Source organism: Streptomyces sp. NPDC026206 (genome assembly GCF_040638465.1).
Lineage (GTDB): Bacteria > Actinomycetota > Actinomycetes > Streptomycetales > Streptomycetaceae > Streptomyces.
Genome location: NZ_JBEZYL010000002.1, coordinates 143,794 through 161,536, shown reverse-complemented (window position 1 = coordinate 161,536; position 17,743 = coordinate 143,794). Strand labels below are relative to the sequence as shown.

Genomic DNA, 17,743 nt, shown 5'->3' with positions numbered 1-17,743 from the left:
GGGATGGAACACCGGCACCTGGGACGCAGCGGGCTGCGTATCAGCGAGATCGTCTTCGGCAATCTGCTCTATCCGCACGACAGCACACCGGACGAGACGGTGCTCGGCGCTCTGCGGACCGCCCTGGACAGCGGGATCACGACCTTCGACACCGCCGACATCTACGGGATGGGCCGCTCGGAGGAGCTCCTGGGCAGGGCCCTGGCGGGCGAACCGCGCGACAGCGTGGTGATCTGCACCAAGGTCTTCTTCCCGGCCGGCAACGGGCCGAACGGCTCGGGGCTGTCCCGCAAGCACATCAGGGAGGGGATCGACGCCTCCCTGCGGCGGCTGCGCACCGACTACGTCGACCTCTACACGGCGCACCGCTACGACCAGGAGACGCCGCTGGAGGAGACCGTGCTCGCCTTCGCCGATCTGGTGCGCGCGGGCAAGGTGCTCTACATGGGCGTCTCGGAGTGGACCGCTGAGCAGATCGGTGAGGCGGCGGGCCTGGCGAGGGAACTGGGTGTGCACCTCATCTCCAGCATGCCGCAGTACTCCGCGCTCTGGCGCGAGCCCGAGGCGCGGGTGATGCCCGCCTGCCAGGAGCTGGGCATCGGCCAGATCCCCTACTTCACCCTGGCCCAGGGCGTGCTGACCGGGAAGTACCTTCCGGGCCGCCCCCCTCCCGAGGGGTCGAGGGGCGGCGCCGAACTGGTGGGCGGCCGGGCCGCGTTCATGCGGCGGTTGCTGACCGAGGACGTGCTCGGGCGCGTCCAGCGCCTGCGCCCCCTCGCCGACGAGGCGGGGCTGACCATGTCGCAGCTCGCCCTGGCATGGGTGCTGCGGCATCCGAACGTCGCGGGTGCCGTCATCGGCGCGTCCCGGGCCGGGCAGGTGAGCGAGAACGCCGCGGCCTCCGGGGTGAAGCTCGACCCCGCCGTGGTGAGCCGTATGGACGAGATCCTGGGTCCCGTGGTGGTCCATGACCCTGCCGACGCGTGAACCGGAGGAGGGCCGCGTGGACACCGGGGCACCGGCCCGTTATGCGGCCGAACTGTTCGCCGGGCTGCGGCGCTGGGGCGCGAGGACCGCGCTGCGGGCGGGCGACCGGCGCGTCACGTTCGACCAGCTGCTGGAGGAGAGCTACCGCATCGCCCGCGCCCTGGACGGGACGGGGCTCGGCCGCCGCGACGGCGTCGTCGCCCTGACCGCCAACCCGCCGGAGCTGGTGTCCCTGCGCCTGGCCGCTCACCTGCTGGGCTGCCGGTTCACGGCGCTGAACGTCACCACGCCCGGGGACGTGGTCACCTGCCGTCAGGTGCTCGCCGAGGCCAGGCCCGCGGTGTTCGTCGTGGACCGCAGGGGTGCCGCGGCGCTGCCGGAGCCGGTGCCGGGCATGCTGACGCTGGGGGCCGGGCCGGCCGGCTGCGACCTGCTCGCGCTGGCCGGCACCGAGTCCGGTGCGGCCATGGAGCCGCGCGCCCGTGAACAGGACGTCGCGCTCCTGGTCTACTCGCGCGGCACGACCGGCCGCCGGCGGGGCGCGGTGCACCGTTTCTCCGGCATGAACGTCACCTGGCGCCGCCCGCAGGAGGGCGAGCTGGGCGACTTTGCCGAGGGGGTGACGTCCCTGGTGGCCGGCCCCCTGGCGGACAACGCGGGCGAGGTCGCGCTCATGCTGCTCAGGGCGGGCTGCACCATGATGCTGATGGACGACTTCGACCCGGCCCGGGTGCTGGCCGCCGTGGAATCGGAACGCATCGCCAGCGTGTACCTGTTGTCGGGGCAGCTGGAACGGCTCGTCGCCCACGAGGACCTCACCCGCACCGACGTGTCGAGCCTGCGGTATCTGCCGTACGGCAACGCCCCGATCTCCCCCGACAGCCTGCGGCGGGCCGTCGACGCCTTCGGCCCGGTCCTGTCGCAGAACTACGTCAGCAGCGAGATCCGTGCCATCACCCTGCTGCGGCAGGAGGACCACCTGGCCGCCGCCGACGGGCGCCCCGAACTGCTGGCGTCCGTCGGGCAGGGGCTGCCGGACGTCGGGATCAGGATCTGCGGGCCGGACGGCCGCGGCCTTCGCGCCGGCGAGGTGGGCGAGGTCCGGATCCGGGCGCCGCACATGATGAGCGGCTACTGGAGGGACGCCGGGGCCACTTCGCGGGCGGTGTGCCGGGGCTGGCTGCGCTCGGGCGACCTCGGCCGGCTGGACCGCGAGGGCTACCTCTACCTGTGCGGCCGCGCGCCGGGGTGACCCGGCCCGCCCGCTGTACGCCGCAGGAGCGCCCCGGACGGGACGCTCCTGCGGCGGTTACCGGTCCTGCGCGGGGATCAGGCGTTCTCCCGGGCGAACGTCCTGATGCCGATGAAGACGCACACCGCGGCGAGGGCGGCCGCGACCACCGTTCCCTCCAGGACCACCCAGGTGGTGAACTGGTTGGCGAACAACTCGCGGATGGCGTCCACGATGTAGCGCAGCGGGTTGAGCCGCGACAGGATGTCCAGCCAGGTCGGTGCCAGGTCCATGGGCAGCAGGATGCCGGCCAGCAGCATGATGGGCAGCGCGGCCGAGGTGAGCAGCGGCGCGAACTGGTCCTCGGACTTCAGCGCCACGCCCAGCGACAGGGACAGCGACGCGAGCGCGATGCCCAGCAGGACGACCAGGACGACGGCGGCCAGGATGCCGAGGACGTTCGCGCGCAGGCCGAGCAGCAGGCCCACGGCGATGATGATGACGGACTGCACCAGCAGGATCGTGACTTCGCGGGTGACGCGCCCCATGAGCAGGGCGAAGCGGCTGACCGGCGTGACGCGCAGCCGCTCGATGACGCCCGAGCGCACGTCGGAGATGATGCCGAAGCCGCAGAATCCGGCGCCGAACAGCGCCAGGTAGACCAGCACGCCGGGGACGAAGGTCTGCCAGGTGTTGGAGGCGCCTCCCATGCCGCCGAGCTTGGTGAGGAGCGGGCCGAAGAGAAGGAGGTACAGGACGGGCTGGACCATGCCCATCACGATGGTGATCTTGTAGCGGAAGGTGAAGCGGAGCTGGTTGTCGAAGACGAGTAACGTCTCGCGGAGGGTCTGCATGGCGGCTGCTCCCTGGTCAGACGGTGCTGGGCGTGGCGGCCCGGGCCTCTTCGGCCGGCTGCCCGGTGAGGGTGAGGAAGACGTCGTCGAGCGTCGGCCGGTCGACCTGGAGGGACACCGTCTCGACGGCCCGGGCCTCCAGGGCCCGCATGATGTCCACCATGGTCCGGCTGCTGTGTTCGGTCCGGAACCGGATGGTGTTCCCGCCGACGGTGACGGAACGGGCCGAGGGAAGGGCCTCGACGACGGCCGTGGCGTCGCCCACGCCCGCCTCGGCGACCTCCAGGGTCACCGCGTCCCCGGAGACCCGGCCCTTGAGCTCCTGCGGGCTGTCCTCGACGAGGATGGTGCCCCGGTCCATGATGAGGATCCGGTCGCACAGCGCGTCGGCCTCGTCCAGGTAGTGGGTGCTGAGGAAGACGGTGGCGCCGAGCTCGTCGCGCAGTCCGCGGATGTGCTGCCACAGGTTGTTGCGGCTGGTCGGGTCGAGTCCGGTGCTGGGCTCGTCCAGGAAGATCAGCGGCGGCTGGTGGACCAGGCCGAGCGCGATGTCCAGCCGTCGCCGCTGGCCGCCGGACAGGCTGCCGACCAGGCGGCTCTCCAGGCCGTCCAGGCCCAGCCGGCCGGCCAGGTCCTCGATCCGGGTGCGCGCCCGGTCCTTGGACAGCCCGTACAGCCTGGCCTGGAGCATCAGTTCGTTGGCCACGACCTCGGCGGGGTTGGCGCCGCCGCCCTGCGCGACGTAGCCGATGCGCCTGCGGACGCCGACGGGGTCGGCGAGCAGGTCGTGGCCGGCGACCGTGGCGGTTCCGGCGGTCGGCCGCAGCAGGGTCGTCAGCATGCGCAGCGTGGTGGTCTTGCCGGCGCCGTTGGGGCCGAGGAAGCCGACGATCTCTCCCTCGCCGACGGTGAAGTCGACCCCGCGGACGGCGTTCACCTCTCCGTGCGCCGCCTGGAAGGTGCGGGCCAGTCCTCGGACATCGATCATGCTCACTGGGAAGCCTCCGCTGTCTGGTCGGTGGTGTGCGCGCCGGAGGCGTCGGACGCGGCCGACTCCTCGATGGTCTTGTCGAGCTCGTCCTGCCACGCCAGCTCCGCGTCGAGCTGCATCACCCTGCGCCGGAACATCACCGCGTCCAGCGCACCGATCACGCCGTCCTTCTGGAGCCTCGCGCACTCGGCGGCGATGTCGTCCCGCACGGTCCGGACGGCGACGCGGCGACGCTTGAGCAGGTCGCGCAGGGTCGGCAGTTCGGTGGTGCGGGTGAACAGCAGGGCGACGCCGAAGGGATCGGTGCCGTGGTGCACCTGGGTGACGGCCTGCTCGCGCAGGGCGCGCAGCTCCGCCTCGCCGTCGGTGGTGATCTCGTACACCGTGCGCGCCGGTCGCCTGCCGACCTGCTCGGTGCGGATGGAGCGGATGAGCCCCCCTTCGTCCATCGTCCGCAGCTCGCGGTAGAGCGCGCCCGCACTGACGCCTCCCCAACTGCTGACGCTCGTCACATCCGCGATGCGCCGGATTTCGTGACCGTGCAGCGGTCCCACGTTCTGCAGAGTGCCAAGGGCCATAAGTCGAGTCAGATTCACGACGCTAGTATCGTGAGAGTAATATCCCGAGTCAAGTCTCAAGGCGGGCAACAGCCACCGAAGGAGCAGCGGTGAGTCACCAGACGGACACGCCCGGCGACGACGTCATCGAGGTCGTCGGAGCCAACACGCACAACCTCCGGAACGTCAGCGTCACCTTCCCCAAGAACAAGATCGTCGCCTTCACCGGCGTCAGCGGCAGCGGCAAGACCTCGCTGGCCATCGACACCGTCCACGCGGAGGCCCAGCTGCGGTACCTCAACGGCATCTCGCCGTTCTTCCGCCAGTTCATCTCCCCCAAGGACCGCCCCCAGGTCGACCGCATCAGCGGCCTGGGCGTGACCCTCGCCGTCGACCAGCGCAGGCTCAACCGCAGCCCGCGGTCCACACTGGGCAGCATCACCGGGCTGAACGACTTCCTCGGGCTGCTGTTCGCCCGCATGCCGGCGCTGGGCCCCGAGGCCGTGGAGTTCCCCGAGCTGCGCGGGCTGACCAGCGCCTACTTCGACCGGTACAGCATGGAAGGCCGCTGCAAGCAGTGCGGCGGCATGGGCGTGACGGTGACCCCGGACCAGGACAGGATCGTCACCCGGCCCGACCTGCCGCTGCTCGCGGGCGGCGCACCCTGGTTCGACCGGGCCAACTCCGGCGAATTACTGGCCGTTCCCGCCCTCGCCGAGCGCCACGGCGCGGACCTCGGCCTGCCCTGGCGCGAACTGCCCGAGGCGTTCCGGCACGCCGTGCTGCACGGAACGGGCGACGAAGCGGTCACCTTCACGATCACGACCAAGCACAAGAAGTCGGAGTCCGAAGCCACCATCGAGCGCAGCGTGCCGCTGAAGGGAGCGATCTCGGAGGTCTCCCGGCTGTACGACGCCGCGGGCACCGACTCGGCCAAGGAGCACTACGCGCAGTTCATGCGCAGCGCGGACTGCCCCGCCTGCGACGGCAGCGGCTTCGGTCACGTCGCCCGCACCCTCAAACTCGGCGGCCGGACCTATCCCGAGGTCATCCGGCTGCCCATCGAGGAACTCCGGGACTGGGTGGGCACGATCGACGCCACGCTCACCCCGATGCAGCGGCAGGTGGCCGACAACCTCCTGCCCGACCTCGCCCGGCGGGTGCGGCTGATGGTCGAGCTGGGCCTGGGGCACCTGCAGGTCACCCGCACCGCTCCGTCGATGTCCGGCGGAGAGCTCCAGCGGGCGCGGATCACCTCACAGCTCAACCTCGACCTGACCGGCATCATCTTCGTCCTGGACGAGCCGAGCGCGGGGCTGCACCCCGCCGACAAGCACCCGCTCCGCGAGATCCTCACCGACCTGCGCGACGCCGGCAACACCGTGCTGCTCGTGGAGCACGACCCCGAACTCATTGCGCTCGCCGACTGGGTGGTGGACCTCGGCCCGGGAGCCGGGCGCGAGGGCGGCACGCTCGTGGCGTCCGTCCCCACGGCGGAGCTCAGCCGCAACGAGCAGTCGGTCACCGGCGCCTACCTCGCCGGGCGCGGCCCCCGGGTGCGGCGTCCCCGCCGGTCCGACCCCTCCGCCGCGCCCCGGCTCGGCCTGATCGGCGTCGATGTGCACAACGTCCAGCTGGAGCGGGTCGACATCCCCCTCAACACGCTCACCTGCATCACCGGGGTCAGCGGCAGCGGCAAGAGCAGCCTGTTGCACGAGGCCCTCGGGGCGGGCCTGGACGCCACGCTGCGCGGGAAGCCCCCGCAGGCGGTCACCCGCATCGAGGGCGCCGGCGCGCTGGACTGGGTGACGGTCGTCGACCAGGACCCCATCGGCCGCACCCCGCGCTCCAACCCCGCCACATACACCAAGGCGTTCGACGCGATCCGCAAGCTCTACGCCGCCACCCCGCGGGCCAGGAGCCTCGGGCTGGGGGCCGGTGCGTTCTCGTTCAACTCCCCCGGCGGCCGCTGCGAGACCTGCGCGGGATACGGCAGGCGCCAGGTGGACATGCACTTCATGCCGGACATGTGGGTCGAGTGCGACGTCTGCGAGGGACGCCGCTTCACCCCGGAACTGCTCGCGGTCACCTACCGCGGCAAGGCCGTCGACGAGGTGCTGAGCATGACGGTGGACGAGGCGGCCGAGTTCTTCACCGAACCCGGGGGCCTCGCGGCCACCCTGCGCGCCACCCAGCGGGCGGGGCTGGGCTACCTCCAGCTCGGCCAGAGCGGCACCGAGCTCTCCGGGGGCGAGGCGCAGCGCCTGAAGCTGGCCAACGCGATGCTGCTGGGCAGCGGGGCCCGCAGCCGTGGCCTGGTGCTCCTCGACGAACCGGTCACCGGCCTGCACCCCTTTGATGTGCAGCGCATGGTCGACGCGTTCGACACCCTGCTGGCGCAGGGCAATTCGGTCGTCATCGCCGAGCACGACCTGCACGTCGCCGCCTGCGCCGACTGGATCATCGACATGGGGCCGGGCGCCGGCGACAAGGGGGGAAAGCTCATCAACGAGGGGCCGCCCGCGGTGATCGCGGCGGGCCCGGGCGTCACCGCGGAGTACCTGCGGCCCCTCGTCACGGGCTGAGCACCGGCCGTCCAGCACGCTTCGAGCGATTGTCGAGCCACGCCGGGGACGATCCCGCTCAAGAGGGATCGTCCCCGTACGCCGGGACCACCGAGGGCGGCACACCGGGGGTTGCTCGCCCGGCCGGCCGCAGGCCGCGTCTTCGACAGGAGCTGAGGAACACATCATGACTGTCACGCTCGACTGCCGTATCTGCGGCGGTACGCTGCACGAGTTCTTCGACTTCGGACGCCAGCCGCTGGCTGACGCGTTCGTCACCCCCGGGGACGCCTCCGAAGAGTTCTTCCACCGGCTGGCGGTCGCGATGTGCGCCTCCTGCACCATGGTGCAACTGCTCGAGGACGTACCCCGCGAGCGCATGTTCCGCACCGACTACCCCTACCTGTCGTCGGGTTCCACCGCGATGCAGGAGCACTTCCGCGCCACGGCCCGGTACTTCCTGGACCGGGAACTGCGCGACCCGGGCGACCTCGTCGTGGAATTCGGCAGCAACGACGGCATCATGCTCGACACCGTCGCCCGGGCAGGCCGGCGCCACCTGGGCGTGGAACCCTGCGCGGGCGTGGCGCAGGCCGCCGCGGCCAAGGGCATCCGGGTGCGCAACGCCTTCTTCGAGGAGTCCACCGCGGCCGACGTGGCCGCCACCGAGGGCCCGGCGAAGGTGATCTACGCCGCCAACACCTTCTCGCACATCTCCTACGTCGACTCCGTCTTCCGGGGAGTGGACGCGCTGCTCGCCCCGGACGGGGTCTTCGTCTTCGAGGACCCGTACATGGCCGACATCATCGAGCGCACCTCCTTCGACCAGATCTACGACGAGCACTTCTACTTCTTCACCGTCCGGTCCGTGCAGGCCATGGCCGCCCACTACGGGTTCGAACTGGTCGACGTGGAGCACCTGCCGGTCCACGGCGGCGAGATCCGCTACACCGTGGCCCGGCCCGGGGCCCGTACCCCGAGCCCGGCGGTCGCACGGTACCTGGAGCTGGAGAAGGTCGGCCGCATCACCGAGCGCTCCACCCTCGACCGCTTCGCGAGCAACATCGAGTCCCTGCGCGCCACGCTGCGCGGCCTGCTGGAGCGCTGCCGCGACGAGGGCAGGAGCGTCGTCGGCTACGGCGCCACCGCCAAGAGCGCCACGCTCACCAACTACTGCGGCATCGGCCCCGACCTGGTGTCGTTCATCGCCGACAGCACCCCCGCCAAGCAGGGCACGCTCAGCCCGGGATCGCACATCCCGGTCCGCTCGCCGGAGGCGTTCGCCGACCCCTACCCCGACTACGCGCTGCTGTTCGCCTGGAACCACGCCGAGGAGATCATGCGCAAGGAGAGCCGCTTCCGCGACCGGGGCGGCCGGTGGATCCTCTACGTGCCCGAGGTCCGCGTCCTCTGAGCGCCCCGCTCTCCTACCGCGAGAGCCGCCACGAGCTCGTCCAGAGCCTCCCGCAGCGGCAGGCGGGGCCGCCAGCCGGTGACCGAATGGAACGCCGAGGAGTCGACGACGGTGCCGCGGGCGTCCGCGGCCGTCGCCGTCGCCGGGGGCTCGACCGGGATCACCGGCACCGGGGCCAGGCCGGTGCGGGCGGACACGCTTGCGGCGACGGCGTGGAAGAGGTCCGCGACCCGCACGGCCCGGCCCGTGCCCACGAGCCAGTGCTTCCCGGCGAGCGCGTCCGCATGGTCCAGGCACGCCGAGAAGGCGCGCGCGACGTCCCGCACATGCACCAGATCGCGCTCCACCGCCCCGTTGTTCCATACGGTCAGGGGCTCGCCGGCGAGCGCCCGCAGCGCCATCGCCGCGACCACACCGCCGCCGTGCGGGCCCGGGCCCCTGCCGTACACCGTCGGCAGCCGCAGCGAGATGCCCCGCACCACGCCCTCGGCGGTGGCGGCCATGAGCGCCCGTTCCGCGTCGAGCTTCTGCCGGGCGTAGACCGTCACGGGCTCGTCGGGCTCACTCCCGTCGATCCGGCCGGGCCGGCCCACCTGGGAGGCCGACCCCGCGAAGAGAACCACCGGCGGCCGCCCGGCCGGGCGGCCCTGCGCCCGCAGGGCCGCCACGACCTCGCGCATCAGGCCCGCGTTGAGCCGCTCCGCGAGCGCGTCGCCCTCGGCGGCACGCCACGACACCGCGCCGCCCGCCTTGTGCGCGACCAGGTGGATGACGACGTCCGCGCCCGCCACGGCACGCGCGAGGGCGCCCGGCGCGCTCACGTCGGCCGGGCACCTCTCGATCCACGCACCGCCGCCCGGCGGGAGGGTGCCGGCCCGGCGCGCCACCAGCCGCAGCCGGACCGGCCGCCGGGCGAGCTCCGCCACGACGGCCGATCCGATGTAGCCCGAGGCGCCGAGCACGACGACCAGCGGCCCGGTGCGGGGCATCGCCGCCACGGTCAGGGCCCGCTGCGGACGAGTTCGTGGAGCACATCGGCGACCTCGCGGGGCGCGGGCTGCTCGTGGATCTCCGCGCGCAGCCGCTCCGCGGCGTCCGCGTACGAGCGCTGCTCCAGCATCTCCCGCACGGCCCGGCGCACGGTGTCCACGCCGGCCTCCTCGGCCGGCAGGTGACGGGCGGCCCCGGATCCGGCCAGCACCTTCGCGTCGCTGACCTGGTTGGGCAGCTGCGGAATGACCAGCTGGGGCACACCGTGGTGGGCGGCGGTCAGCGCGGTCGTGAACCCGCCCTGGTGGACGAGCAGATCACAGCCCGGCATGAGCAGGTGCAGCGGCATGTTCTCCAGCACCCGCACCCGGGGGCCGACCGGGCCGATCCGGTCCCATTCGGCGGCGGTGACCGTGACGACGACGTCGACGTCGAGGCCGGCGAGCGCGGTGAGCACGTCGGGGACGTTCGTGCCGTCGCCTCCGAGCACATCCGTGGTCGAGGTGCCCCAGGTGACGCACACCCGGGGCGCGGCGGCCGGCCGGCCGAGCCAGTCGGGCACCCTCCCCGATCCGTTGTACGGGACCCAGCGCAGGGACAGCCGGGTGGGTGCGCCGGGCGCCTGCAGGCTCGGCGGACAGGGGGAGACGGTCCTGTGCGCGGGGTCCCCCTCGGCCGTGACGCCGAAGCGCTCGTACTGGTCCCAGTAGCCGGGGAGGACGTCGAGCACCTTCTCCCCGCCTTCGGAGCCGAGGATGTCGGGCCCCCACAGATGGCGTACCCCCGGCACCCCGAGGACGTGGGCGGCGACGAGGGCGGACGGCGCCATCGTGTCCCCGATGACGAGGTCGGGCCGCCAGGCGCGGGCGAGGGCGACGGTGTCCTCCAGCGCGGCCGACGTCGCCTCGCCCCAGGCGCTGAAGAGGCCGCCGTCGTCCTGCCGGGCCGCTTCGCGCAGCTCGGCCTCCGTCCTGGGCCCGTCCCCGTCCCGCTTCTCGTGGGGCAGGGTGCGTTTGCGCACCGCCACGAAGTCGACATCGGGCCCGACCCGGACGGCCGGCATGCCCGAGCGGACGATCGTGGGGTGCATGGACGGCTGGGCCGCCACCCACACCTCGTGCCCCGCGGCCCGCAGCGCCCAGGCGAGCGGGACCATGGCCACGTAGTGGGTGGGCCAGCCGGAGGCCGCGAAGAGAACCTTCATGCCGCTCATTTCTCCACCAGGTCCGAAGAGTTCGGTGCGCTCGCCGTCCTCGCCTCGCCGGCCGGCAGCGCCGGGGACTCGCTCTGGGCCACCGGCAGCGGGGACACCCCCTTGGGGCGCAGCTTGCGCAGCATGGGCAGTTCCACCAGCCGGTACAGGAGCCAGGCCGCCGTGGTCGCCAGGACGAACTGCGCGACGAACGAGAGCACGGCCACCCACCAGGACAGCACCGGCAGGGGTGCGGGCAGCAGCCCCGCGTCCATTCCCACGTTCCACAGCCTGCTGAACAGCTCCTCCTGGACCAGGAGATGGGTGACGTAGAAGGACAGGGACAGCTCCCCGAACCACACCAGCGGCTTCCACCTCAGCGGCGACCAGGTGGCCCCGATGTCGGCGCGGCTGAGCGCGGCGATGAGCAGGGCGAAGGGGATGACCATGCCGGCGGCCAGCGGCAGGTAGCTGCCGAGGCGGAGGTTGACGCCCCACCCGATCGCGCACAGCAGCAGCGACAGGGCGACCCCGGGCCCGCGCCACGCGCCCCGGCGCACCAGCAGGGCCATGGCGATGCCGATGACGAACTCCAGCATGCGCATGGGCGGGAAGACGTAGGCGAACCAGTAGCCGATGGGCCCGCCGTAGGCACCGGTCGGCACCATCTCCATCGGGTCGGGGTGGGTCAGGCTGAAGGTGTGCCCGACGACGTAGGGCAGCGTGAAGACCAGGAGCACGCAGCAGGCCGGGACGGTGTAGAGCATCCACGTCCTGGCCCGGGTGAGAACCAGCAGCAGGACGGGGAAGCACAGGTAGAAGAAGGCCTCACAGCTCAGCGACCAGTCCAGCCCGGTCATCGTGAGGTAGTACCACTGGCTGGGCACCCAGTCCTGCACCAGGAACACATGGGACAGCGACACCTTCGGCCCCGGCACCTCGTACCGCACCGACACCAGCGTGAACGCGATGGCGGTGGAGACCAGGTGCACCGGGTAGATCTTCGCTATGCGCCGGCGGTAGAAGGACGTGGCACTGTCCTCGGGGCGGGCTATGTAGGTCAGGACGAATCCGCTCAGCAGGAAGAAACAGGAGACTGCGGTCCCGCCGGAACGGGAGAACAGCACCCGGAAGACGTCCTGCACAAAGGGCGTGTCCAGCGTTCCGCCGGCCATGGTGAAGGCGAGGTAGAAGTGTGCGCCGAATACGGTGAGGGCCAGAATTCCGCGTAATCCGGTGAGCGATACGAGATGGTCGGCCACTGATCCGGTGGGCGCGGCGGAGCCGACTGCGGGGACAGCCATATGTGCCTCTCTCGTCTTATGGGCGCTCGGTGTTGCGGGGGCCGTCGCCCGGGACCAGCTTCTCCAGGGCGGAGACGATGTCCGTGGGCGCCGGCAGGCTTGTGATCTCCGCCGCGAGCCGCTGGGCCGCGTCCCGGTAGGAGGGGACCTCCAGCAGCCGGGTGACCTGCTCGCGGATCGCGTCGACCGGGTGGGGCGTCCGGCTCAGCTCGCCGTAGGTCAGGTGGATGCCCGCGCCGGTGACGGCCTGCCGCTCGCCGTTGAGGGCCGGCTCCGGGCGGCGCGTGATCGTCAGCTGCGGCACGCCGGAGCGGGCGGCCGTCAGGGTCGTGCCCGCCCCGCCGTGGTGGACCACGGCGGAGCAGGTGGGCAGCAGCAGGTGCAGCGGCAGGGAGACCACGGTGCGTACGGTGGCGGGCAGTTCGCCGAGCAGCTCGCGCTGGTCGGCGGTGGTGGCCAGGACCACCTCCACGGGCAGCGCGGCCACGGCCTGGACCGCCTGCCGCAGCAGATCCGTCATCGCGGAGCCGAGCAGCTTGGCGGTGGTCGCGCCCCAGGTGACGCAGACCCGGGGGCCGGGCGGCGGGTCGAGCAGCCAGTCCGGGGTGATGCCGGGCCCGTTGTACGGAACGTACTGCTCCGGCCAGACGTCGGCCGCGGGCCCGAAGCCCATGCTCGGCGGGCAGGGGTCCACCCAGGCGTCGGGCCAGGTCCGCACCGGGGCGCCGAACCGTTCGAAGAGCCGGACGTATCCGTCCTGGGGCTCGGGCCCCAGCCCCTTCATCTCCAGCCGCTGCAGGCCCGGACTGCCCCACAGGTGACTGATGTTGGGAACGCCCAGGACCGAGGCGGCGACCGGTCCCGCGTAGGACACGGCGTCGTGCACGACGAGATCGGGACGCCAGTGCCGGCCGAAGTCGACCAGGTCCTCCAGCATGGCCTCCGCCATGGCGAACTGCCGTCTGCCCAGGGCTTCGAGCAGTCCTTTCCGCCGGTCGTCGAGGAGTTCGGGCCGTACGGGCCAGTCGGCCGGCCACCGGTCGTGGTCGTGCCAGGACGACAGGTCCTTGCCGCGCGCGCTGCCGGCGAGGTCCACGGCGGGGCCCAGGGCGACGGCCGGCAGCCCCGAGGCGGTGATGGCGCCGGCGAGCGAGGGTGCGCCGGCGACCCGCACCTCATGCCCCGCCGAGCGCGCCGCCCATTCCAGCGGAACCATCGGAAAATGGTGGGACGGCGAGGGAAAGGTGGTGAACAGCACGCGCATTCCAAAACCCTCCGGATTCCGGGCAGCCTTTCGGCCCACGGCTATTTCTGTCAGCGTGACCACGAGCCGTGGTCGAGCCCTGCTCGACCTTGAATCGAGGCGGGCCGGCCGCTCTGTTCCGCGGGCCTTCGCATCTGCCATGGTCGGGCTCATGAGGATTCTGCTGACCACGGCGCCCATGTACGGGCACGTGCTGCAACTGGTCCCGCTATCCTGGGCGTTGCGGTCGGCGGGTCACGAGGTTCTCCTCGCCGCGCCCGCCGGTTTCGCCTCGGTCGCGCTCGCCGCGGGACTGCCCGCCGTCGAGAACGGCGAGGCCGTGTCGATGAGCGAGATGATCGGCTTCGGACGCGACGGTACGCCCGTGCCGTGGCCGGCCGATCCGCGGGAGAAGCAGCGGCGCAGCGGCCGGGGGTTCGGCAGGCTCGCCGCGCGCACCCTGGAGCGGACCGTGCGGATCGCCGGGCGCTGGCGGCCGGACCTGGTGATCAGCGAACCGACGGAGTACGCGGGGCGGATGGCGGCCGCCCACCTGGGCGTGGCGTGGGTCGAACACGGGTGGGGGCTGACGCCGTCCCCGCTGTACGAGGAGGCGGCCGGGGAGGAACTCGCCCCGGAACTCGCCCGGTTGGGCCTGCCGGGGCTGCCCGCCCCGCGGCTGGTCCTCGATGTCTGCCCGCCCCGGATGCAGCACGCGCACACGCGGTCCGTGCCGACGCGCCGCATGCGGTACGTGCCCTACAACGGCTCCTCGCCCGTGCCGCCCTGGACGCTGCTGCCCCGGGACCGGCCCCGGGTGTGCGTCACGCTGGGCAGCGTCCTGCCCACGGTGACCCGGCATCTGCTGGACGACGTCCTGCTCGCGCTCACCGGGCTGGATGCGGAGGTGGTCCTCGCCATGGACACCGGACGGGAGCGCGGCCCGCTGCCCCCGGCGGTACGGGCGGCGGGCTGGCTGCCGTTGAACACCGTGCTCCCGGCCTGCGACCTGGTCGTGCACCACGGGGGTCCCGGCACGACGATGACCGCGCTCGTGCACGGGCTGCCCCAGCTGATCCTGCCGCACGCCTCCTCCGACATGGCCGCCTACGCGGAGAAGGTGTCGGCCCTGGGCGCCGGCAGAGCGCTGCCGCCCGCCGGCATCACCGCGGCCGCGGTCGAGGAGGAGTGCCGCGCCCTGTTGCGCGATCCCACCTACCGGGACGGTGCCCTCTCCCTCGCCGCCGAGATCGCCCGGCAGCCCTCCCCCGCCCACCTGGTCCCCGCCCTGAAGGACGCCGTGGGAGCCGGGGAGGCGCCGTGCGCCCGCTAGCCGTGCCGGGCGCCTGGGAGGTCGCCCTGCGGCCCCACCACGACGAGCGCGGCACCTTCGCCGAGTGGTATCGCGGTGCGGAGGTCGCCGACGCGAGAGGGGCCCCGTTCCCCGTCGAGCTCGCCGGACTCTCCATCTCCCGCAAGGGCGTGATCCGCGGCATCCACTACGTCACGGTGCCCCCCGGCCAGGCCCGGTACGTCACCTGTGTCGGCGGCGAGGTCCTGGACTTCGCCGTGGACGTGCGCCAGGGCTCGCCCACCTTCGGGCAGTGGGACTCGGTACGGCTCGGTCCCGGCCACTGGAACGCCGTCCATCTCTCCGAGGGGCTCGGCCACGCCTTCATGGCCCTGACCGACCGGGCGACCGTGCTCTACCTGTGCTCCGCGCCCTACGACGCCTCCCTGGAGCGGGCCGTTAACCCGCTCGACCCCGAGCTGGCGCTGCCGTGGCCGGCGGACATGGAGCACACGGTCTCCGAGCGGGACCGCGACGCCCCCACCCTGGAGCAGGCGAGGCGACGCGGCCTCCTGCCGCCCTGTCCGGCCCCGGCAGCCCCGCGGCCGGCCGGCCCGTCCCCCGACATCCTGAGGAGACCCCGATGACGACGCAGGAGAGCGAGGCGGCTCCGGCCGCCGCACCGCAGGTCCTGGTGGCGGGCGCGGGCCCGGTGGGCCTGATGACCGCCCTGGAGCTGCTGCGGCGCGGGCTGCGCGTGCGGCTGGTCGACGCGGCCGCCGGCCCGGCCGTCACCAGCAGGGCGATGGCCACCCACGCCCGTTCCCTGGAGACCTACGACCAGCAGGGCCTGCTGGGCGACCTCATGGCGAGGGGCCGGGTCATCCAGCGCTTCACCATGCACCTCAACGGCCGGCAACTGGCCAGTCTCGGGCCCGACTACTCCCAGGTCCCCACCCGCTTCCCGATGACGCTGATGATCGATCAGGCGGCCACCGAGGACACACTGCGGCAGGCCGTCTCCAAGCTCGGCGTGGAGGTCGAGTGGGGCGTACGGCTGGCGGGATTCACCCAGGACGCCGACGCCGTGCACGCCGTCCTGCGCACGTCGCGGGACGAGTCGCGGGACGAGTCGCGGGACGAGTCGCGGGACGAGGAACACCTCACCGTGAGCTGGCTGGTGGGCTGCGACGGCGGGCACAGCACGGTCCGCAGGATCCTGGGCATGCCGCTGATCGGCGACTCCAGCGAGACCTGGCTGATAGCCGACGCCGAGGTCGACGTCGACCTGCCGCAGAACAGCATCCACTGGATCAAGGTCGGCAAGGGCACGGTCATGGCCGTCCCCTTCCCGGAGGAGCGCAAGTGGCGGCTGCTGGACACCGCCGACGCCGACTACGACGGCGACCCCGGTGCGGTGGCCGAGCGGTTCGCCCGCAAGCTGCGCCGCGGGCTCGGCCGCCCGGCGAAGGTGCACACGCCGAGCTGGGTGTCGGTCTTCACCATTCAGCAACGCATGATCACCAGCATGTGGAAGGGCCGCTGCCTGCTCGCCGGCGATGCCGCGCACGTACACAGCCCGGCGTCGGGGCAGGGCCTCAACACCGGGATCCAGGACGCCTACAACCTGGCCTGGAAGCTCGCCATGGTCGAGCAGGGCCACGCGGACGCCGCCCTGCTGGACACCTACTCGGCCGAGCGCGTGCCCATCGGACGGGCCCTGCTGGGGTCCACGAAGAAGGCCACGTACTTCGTGCAGTTGAAGAACTCCGCGGCGGCCGTGGCGCTGCCGCTGGTGTTCGCCCTGGTCCGCAGGTTCGCGCCGCTGCGCGGCAGGATCGAGCGGCAGATCATCGGCGCGATGTCGGCGCTGGCCCTGGACTACACGGCGAGCCCGCTGACGGTTGCCGACACCCGCCCCCCGGGCGCCGCGGGCCCGCGCGCCGGTACGCGGCTCACCCAGGTGACCGCCCAGGAGGCCCGCGGCGCCGCCTGGGCCGCGGTGGCCGACGAACTGCGCGACACCCGCTGCACCCTCCTCCTCGCGGGCGGCCACGAATCCGCCACCCGCACCGCCCGGGAGCTGCGGGACGCGCACGCCGACTGGCTGTCCGTCCGCACCATTGACGACCCCACCGGGCCCGGCCCGCTGGCCGATCCGGACGGGCACCTGCGACGCCGGCTGGGCCTCACCGCGGGCGGCTGGCTGCTGGTCAGGCCGGACGGATACCTGTGCGCACGCGGCGAGTCGCTGACGCCCCGCTCGCTCGCGCCCGCCCTCGACGCGGTACGCGGCCGCCCGCGGCCCGCCGCCCGGGCGGCGTGACCGTGGACCTCGGACTCGCCGGAAGGACCGTCCTGATCACCGGGGCCTCCTCGGGCATCGGCCTGGCCACCGCCAGGGCGTTCGCCGCCGAGGGCGCCCGCGTGGTGATCACCTACCGTTCGGCGCAGCGGCAGGCCCACGGTCTCGCCGCGGAACTGGGCGCCGCCGACGACATGGCGTGCGCCGTGCCGTACGACCTGAGCGACCCCGTACGCGTCGGCGAGGCCGTGGCGGCGGCCGAGCGCCGGTGGGGCGGGGTGGACGTCCTCGTCGCCAACGCCGTGCGGCGGGGCCGGCGGCGCCTGCCCGGCAGCCACACCGAGGAGGTGCCCGTCAGCGAGTGGCAGCCGCTGCTGCGGGACAACCTGGAGCAGACGATCCGCACCGTGCAACTGGTCCTGCCGGGCATGCGCTCGCGCAAGTGGGGCCGGGTGGCGATGCTGTCGTCCCACATCGCCCGGGACGGGGCTCCCGGCCAGGAGTTCTACGGGGCCGGCAAGGCCGCGCTGCACGGCTTCGCCCGCAGCCTGGCCTGGGACACCGGGCCCGACGGGGTGTTCGTCAACGTCGTCAGCCCCGGCCTGACCCGCACCGGCGGCGTCCTGACCGATCTGCCGGTCCGGGTGCGGGAGAAGGAGACGGAACGTACCCCCAGCGGGCGGCTCAGCTCGCCGGAGGACGTGGCCCGCGTCCTGGCCTTCCTGTGCTCGGAGGCGAACGGCAACATCACCGGCACCGTGATCGATGTGACCGGCGGCAGGTAGCGCGGCAGACAGCACAGCACTTCACACCGGAAGAG

General features: G+C 72.7%; 15 protein-coding genes. 8 read left to right on the top strand and 7 right to left on the bottom strand.

The genetic code is table 11. The annotated features are described in order from the left end of the window. Window positions 1–3 precede the first annotated feature (3 nt). Both AB0F13_RS04205 and AB0F13_RS04200 read left to right on the top strand, forming a co-directional pair. Window positions 4–987, top strand: coding sequence for an aldo/keto reductase family protein (locus AB0F13_RS04205; RefSeq protein WP_362074863.1), 984 nt, complete (start codon window positions 4–6; stop codon window positions 985–987). Then, window positions 968–2,239: an AMP-binding protein gene (locus AB0F13_RS04200; protein WP_362074860.1), complete on the top strand. Its 1,272-nt coding sequence runs from the start codon at window positions 968–970 to the stop codon at window positions 2,237–2,239. The genes AB0F13_RS04205 and AB0F13_RS04200 overlap by 20 nt, the downstream gene beginning before the upstream one ends. Window positions 2,240–2,316: 77 nt before the next feature. Here the strand turns inward: AB0F13_RS04200 and AB0F13_RS04195 are convergent, their stop codons facing one another. The 3 genes from AB0F13_RS04195 to AB0F13_RS04185 are packed head-to-tail and all read right to left on the bottom strand — an operon-like array spanning window position 2,317 to window position 4,641. Further along, complete coding sequence (locus AB0F13_RS04195; RefSeq protein ID WP_362074857.1) at window positions 2,317–3,072, bottom strand: ABC transporter permease; 756 nt, start codon at window positions 3,070–3,072, stop codon at window positions 2,317–2,319. Window positions 3,073–3,088: 16 nt separating this feature from the next. Beyond that, entirely contained in the window at window positions 3,089–4,060 is a 972-nt protein-coding gene (locus AB0F13_RS04190; RefSeq protein ID WP_362074854.1) for an ATP-binding cassette domain-containing protein, read from the bottom strand. A 2-nt stretch (window positions 4,061–4,062) separates the two neighbouring features. After that, the gene (locus AB0F13_RS04185) at window positions 4,063–4,641 is read right to left on the bottom strand and encodes a PadR family transcriptional regulator (protein ID WP_362074851.1); all 579 of its coding nucleotides are present in this window, start codon (window positions 4,639–4,641) and stop codon (window positions 4,063–4,065) included. A gap of 89 nt (window positions 4,642–4,730) precedes the next feature. Here AB0F13_RS04185 and AB0F13_RS04180 point away from each other — a divergent pair, with 89 nt between their 5' ends. Together AB0F13_RS04180 and AB0F13_RS04175 are read left to right on the top strand one after the other, a co-directional pair. After that, complete coding sequence (locus tag AB0F13_RS04180; protein ID WP_362074848.1) at window positions 4,731–7,205, top strand: excinuclease ABC subunit UvrA; 2,475 nt, start codon at window positions 4,731–4,733, stop codon at window positions 7,203–7,205. A gap of 166 nt (window positions 7,206–7,371) precedes the next feature. After that, window positions 7,372–8,598 carry a class I SAM-dependent methyltransferase gene (locus tag AB0F13_RS04175; protein WP_362074845.1) on the top strand — a complete coding sequence of 409 codons (1,227 nt, stop codon included), beginning with the start codon at window positions 7,372–7,374 and terminating at the stop codon, window positions 8,596–8,598. Here AB0F13_RS04175 and AB0F13_RS04170 read toward each other — a convergent pair. The 4 genes from AB0F13_RS04170 to AB0F13_RS04155 are packed head-to-tail and all read right to left on the bottom strand — an operon-like array spanning window position 8,571 to window position 13,300. After that, the gene (locus AB0F13_RS04170) at window positions 8,571–9,587 is read right to left on the bottom strand and encodes an NAD-dependent epimerase/dehydratase (protein ID WP_362074842.1); all 1,017 of its coding nucleotides are present in this window, start codon (window positions 9,585–9,587) and stop codon (window positions 8,571–8,573) included. The two genes, AB0F13_RS04175 and AB0F13_RS04170, sit on opposite strands and share 28 nt — an antisense overlap. 11 nt (window positions 9,588–9,598) lie before the next feature. Beyond that, the gene (locus tag AB0F13_RS04165; protein WP_362074839.1) at window positions 9,599–10,801 is read right to left on the bottom strand and encodes a nucleotide disphospho-sugar-binding domain-containing protein; all 1,203 of its coding nucleotides are present in this window, start codon (window positions 10,799–10,801) and stop codon (window positions 9,599–9,601) included. Then, entirely contained in the window at window positions 10,798–12,084 is a 1,287-nt protein-coding gene (locus AB0F13_RS04160) for an acyltransferase (protein WP_362074836.1), read from the bottom strand. The genes AB0F13_RS04165 and AB0F13_RS04160 overlap by 4 nt, the downstream gene beginning before the upstream one ends. A gap of 16 nt (window positions 12,085–12,100) precedes the next feature. Beyond that, window positions 12,101–13,300: a nucleotide disphospho-sugar-binding domain-containing protein gene (locus AB0F13_RS04155; protein ID WP_362074833.1), complete on the bottom strand. Its 1,200-nt coding sequence runs from the start codon at window positions 13,298–13,300 to the stop codon at window positions 12,101–12,103. A gap of 199 nt (window positions 13,301–13,499) precedes the next feature. Between AB0F13_RS04155 and AB0F13_RS04150 the strand changes: the two genes are divergently transcribed. Genes AB0F13_RS04150 through AB0F13_RS04135 form a run of 4 tightly spaced genes read left to right on the top strand, consistent with a single transcriptional unit; the run spans window position 13,500 to window position 17,708 of the window. Then, complete coding sequence (locus tag AB0F13_RS04150; RefSeq protein WP_362074830.1) at window positions 13,500–14,660, top strand: nucleotide disphospho-sugar-binding domain-containing protein; 1,161 nt, start codon at window positions 13,500–13,502, stop codon at window positions 14,658–14,660. After that, entirely contained in the window at window positions 14,648–15,265 is a 618-nt protein-coding gene (locus AB0F13_RS04145) for a dTDP-4-dehydrorhamnose 3,5-epimerase family protein (RefSeq protein WP_362074827.1), read from the top strand. Before AB0F13_RS04150 ends, AB0F13_RS04145 begins: the two co-directional genes overlap by 13 nt. After that, complete coding sequence (locus AB0F13_RS04140; RefSeq protein ID WP_362074824.1) at window positions 15,262–16,944, top strand: FAD-dependent oxidoreductase; 1,683 nt, start codon at window positions 15,262–15,264, stop codon at window positions 16,942–16,944. The genes AB0F13_RS04145 and AB0F13_RS04140 overlap by 4 nt, the downstream gene beginning before the upstream one ends. Next, window positions 16,941–17,708 carry an SDR family oxidoreductase gene (locus AB0F13_RS04135; protein WP_362074821.1) on the top strand — a complete coding sequence of 256 codons (768 nt, stop codon included), beginning with the start codon at window positions 16,941–16,943 and terminating at the stop codon, window positions 17,706–17,708. The genes AB0F13_RS04140 and AB0F13_RS04135 overlap by 4 nt, the downstream gene beginning before the upstream one ends. Window positions 17,709–17,743 lie beyond the last annotated feature (35 nt).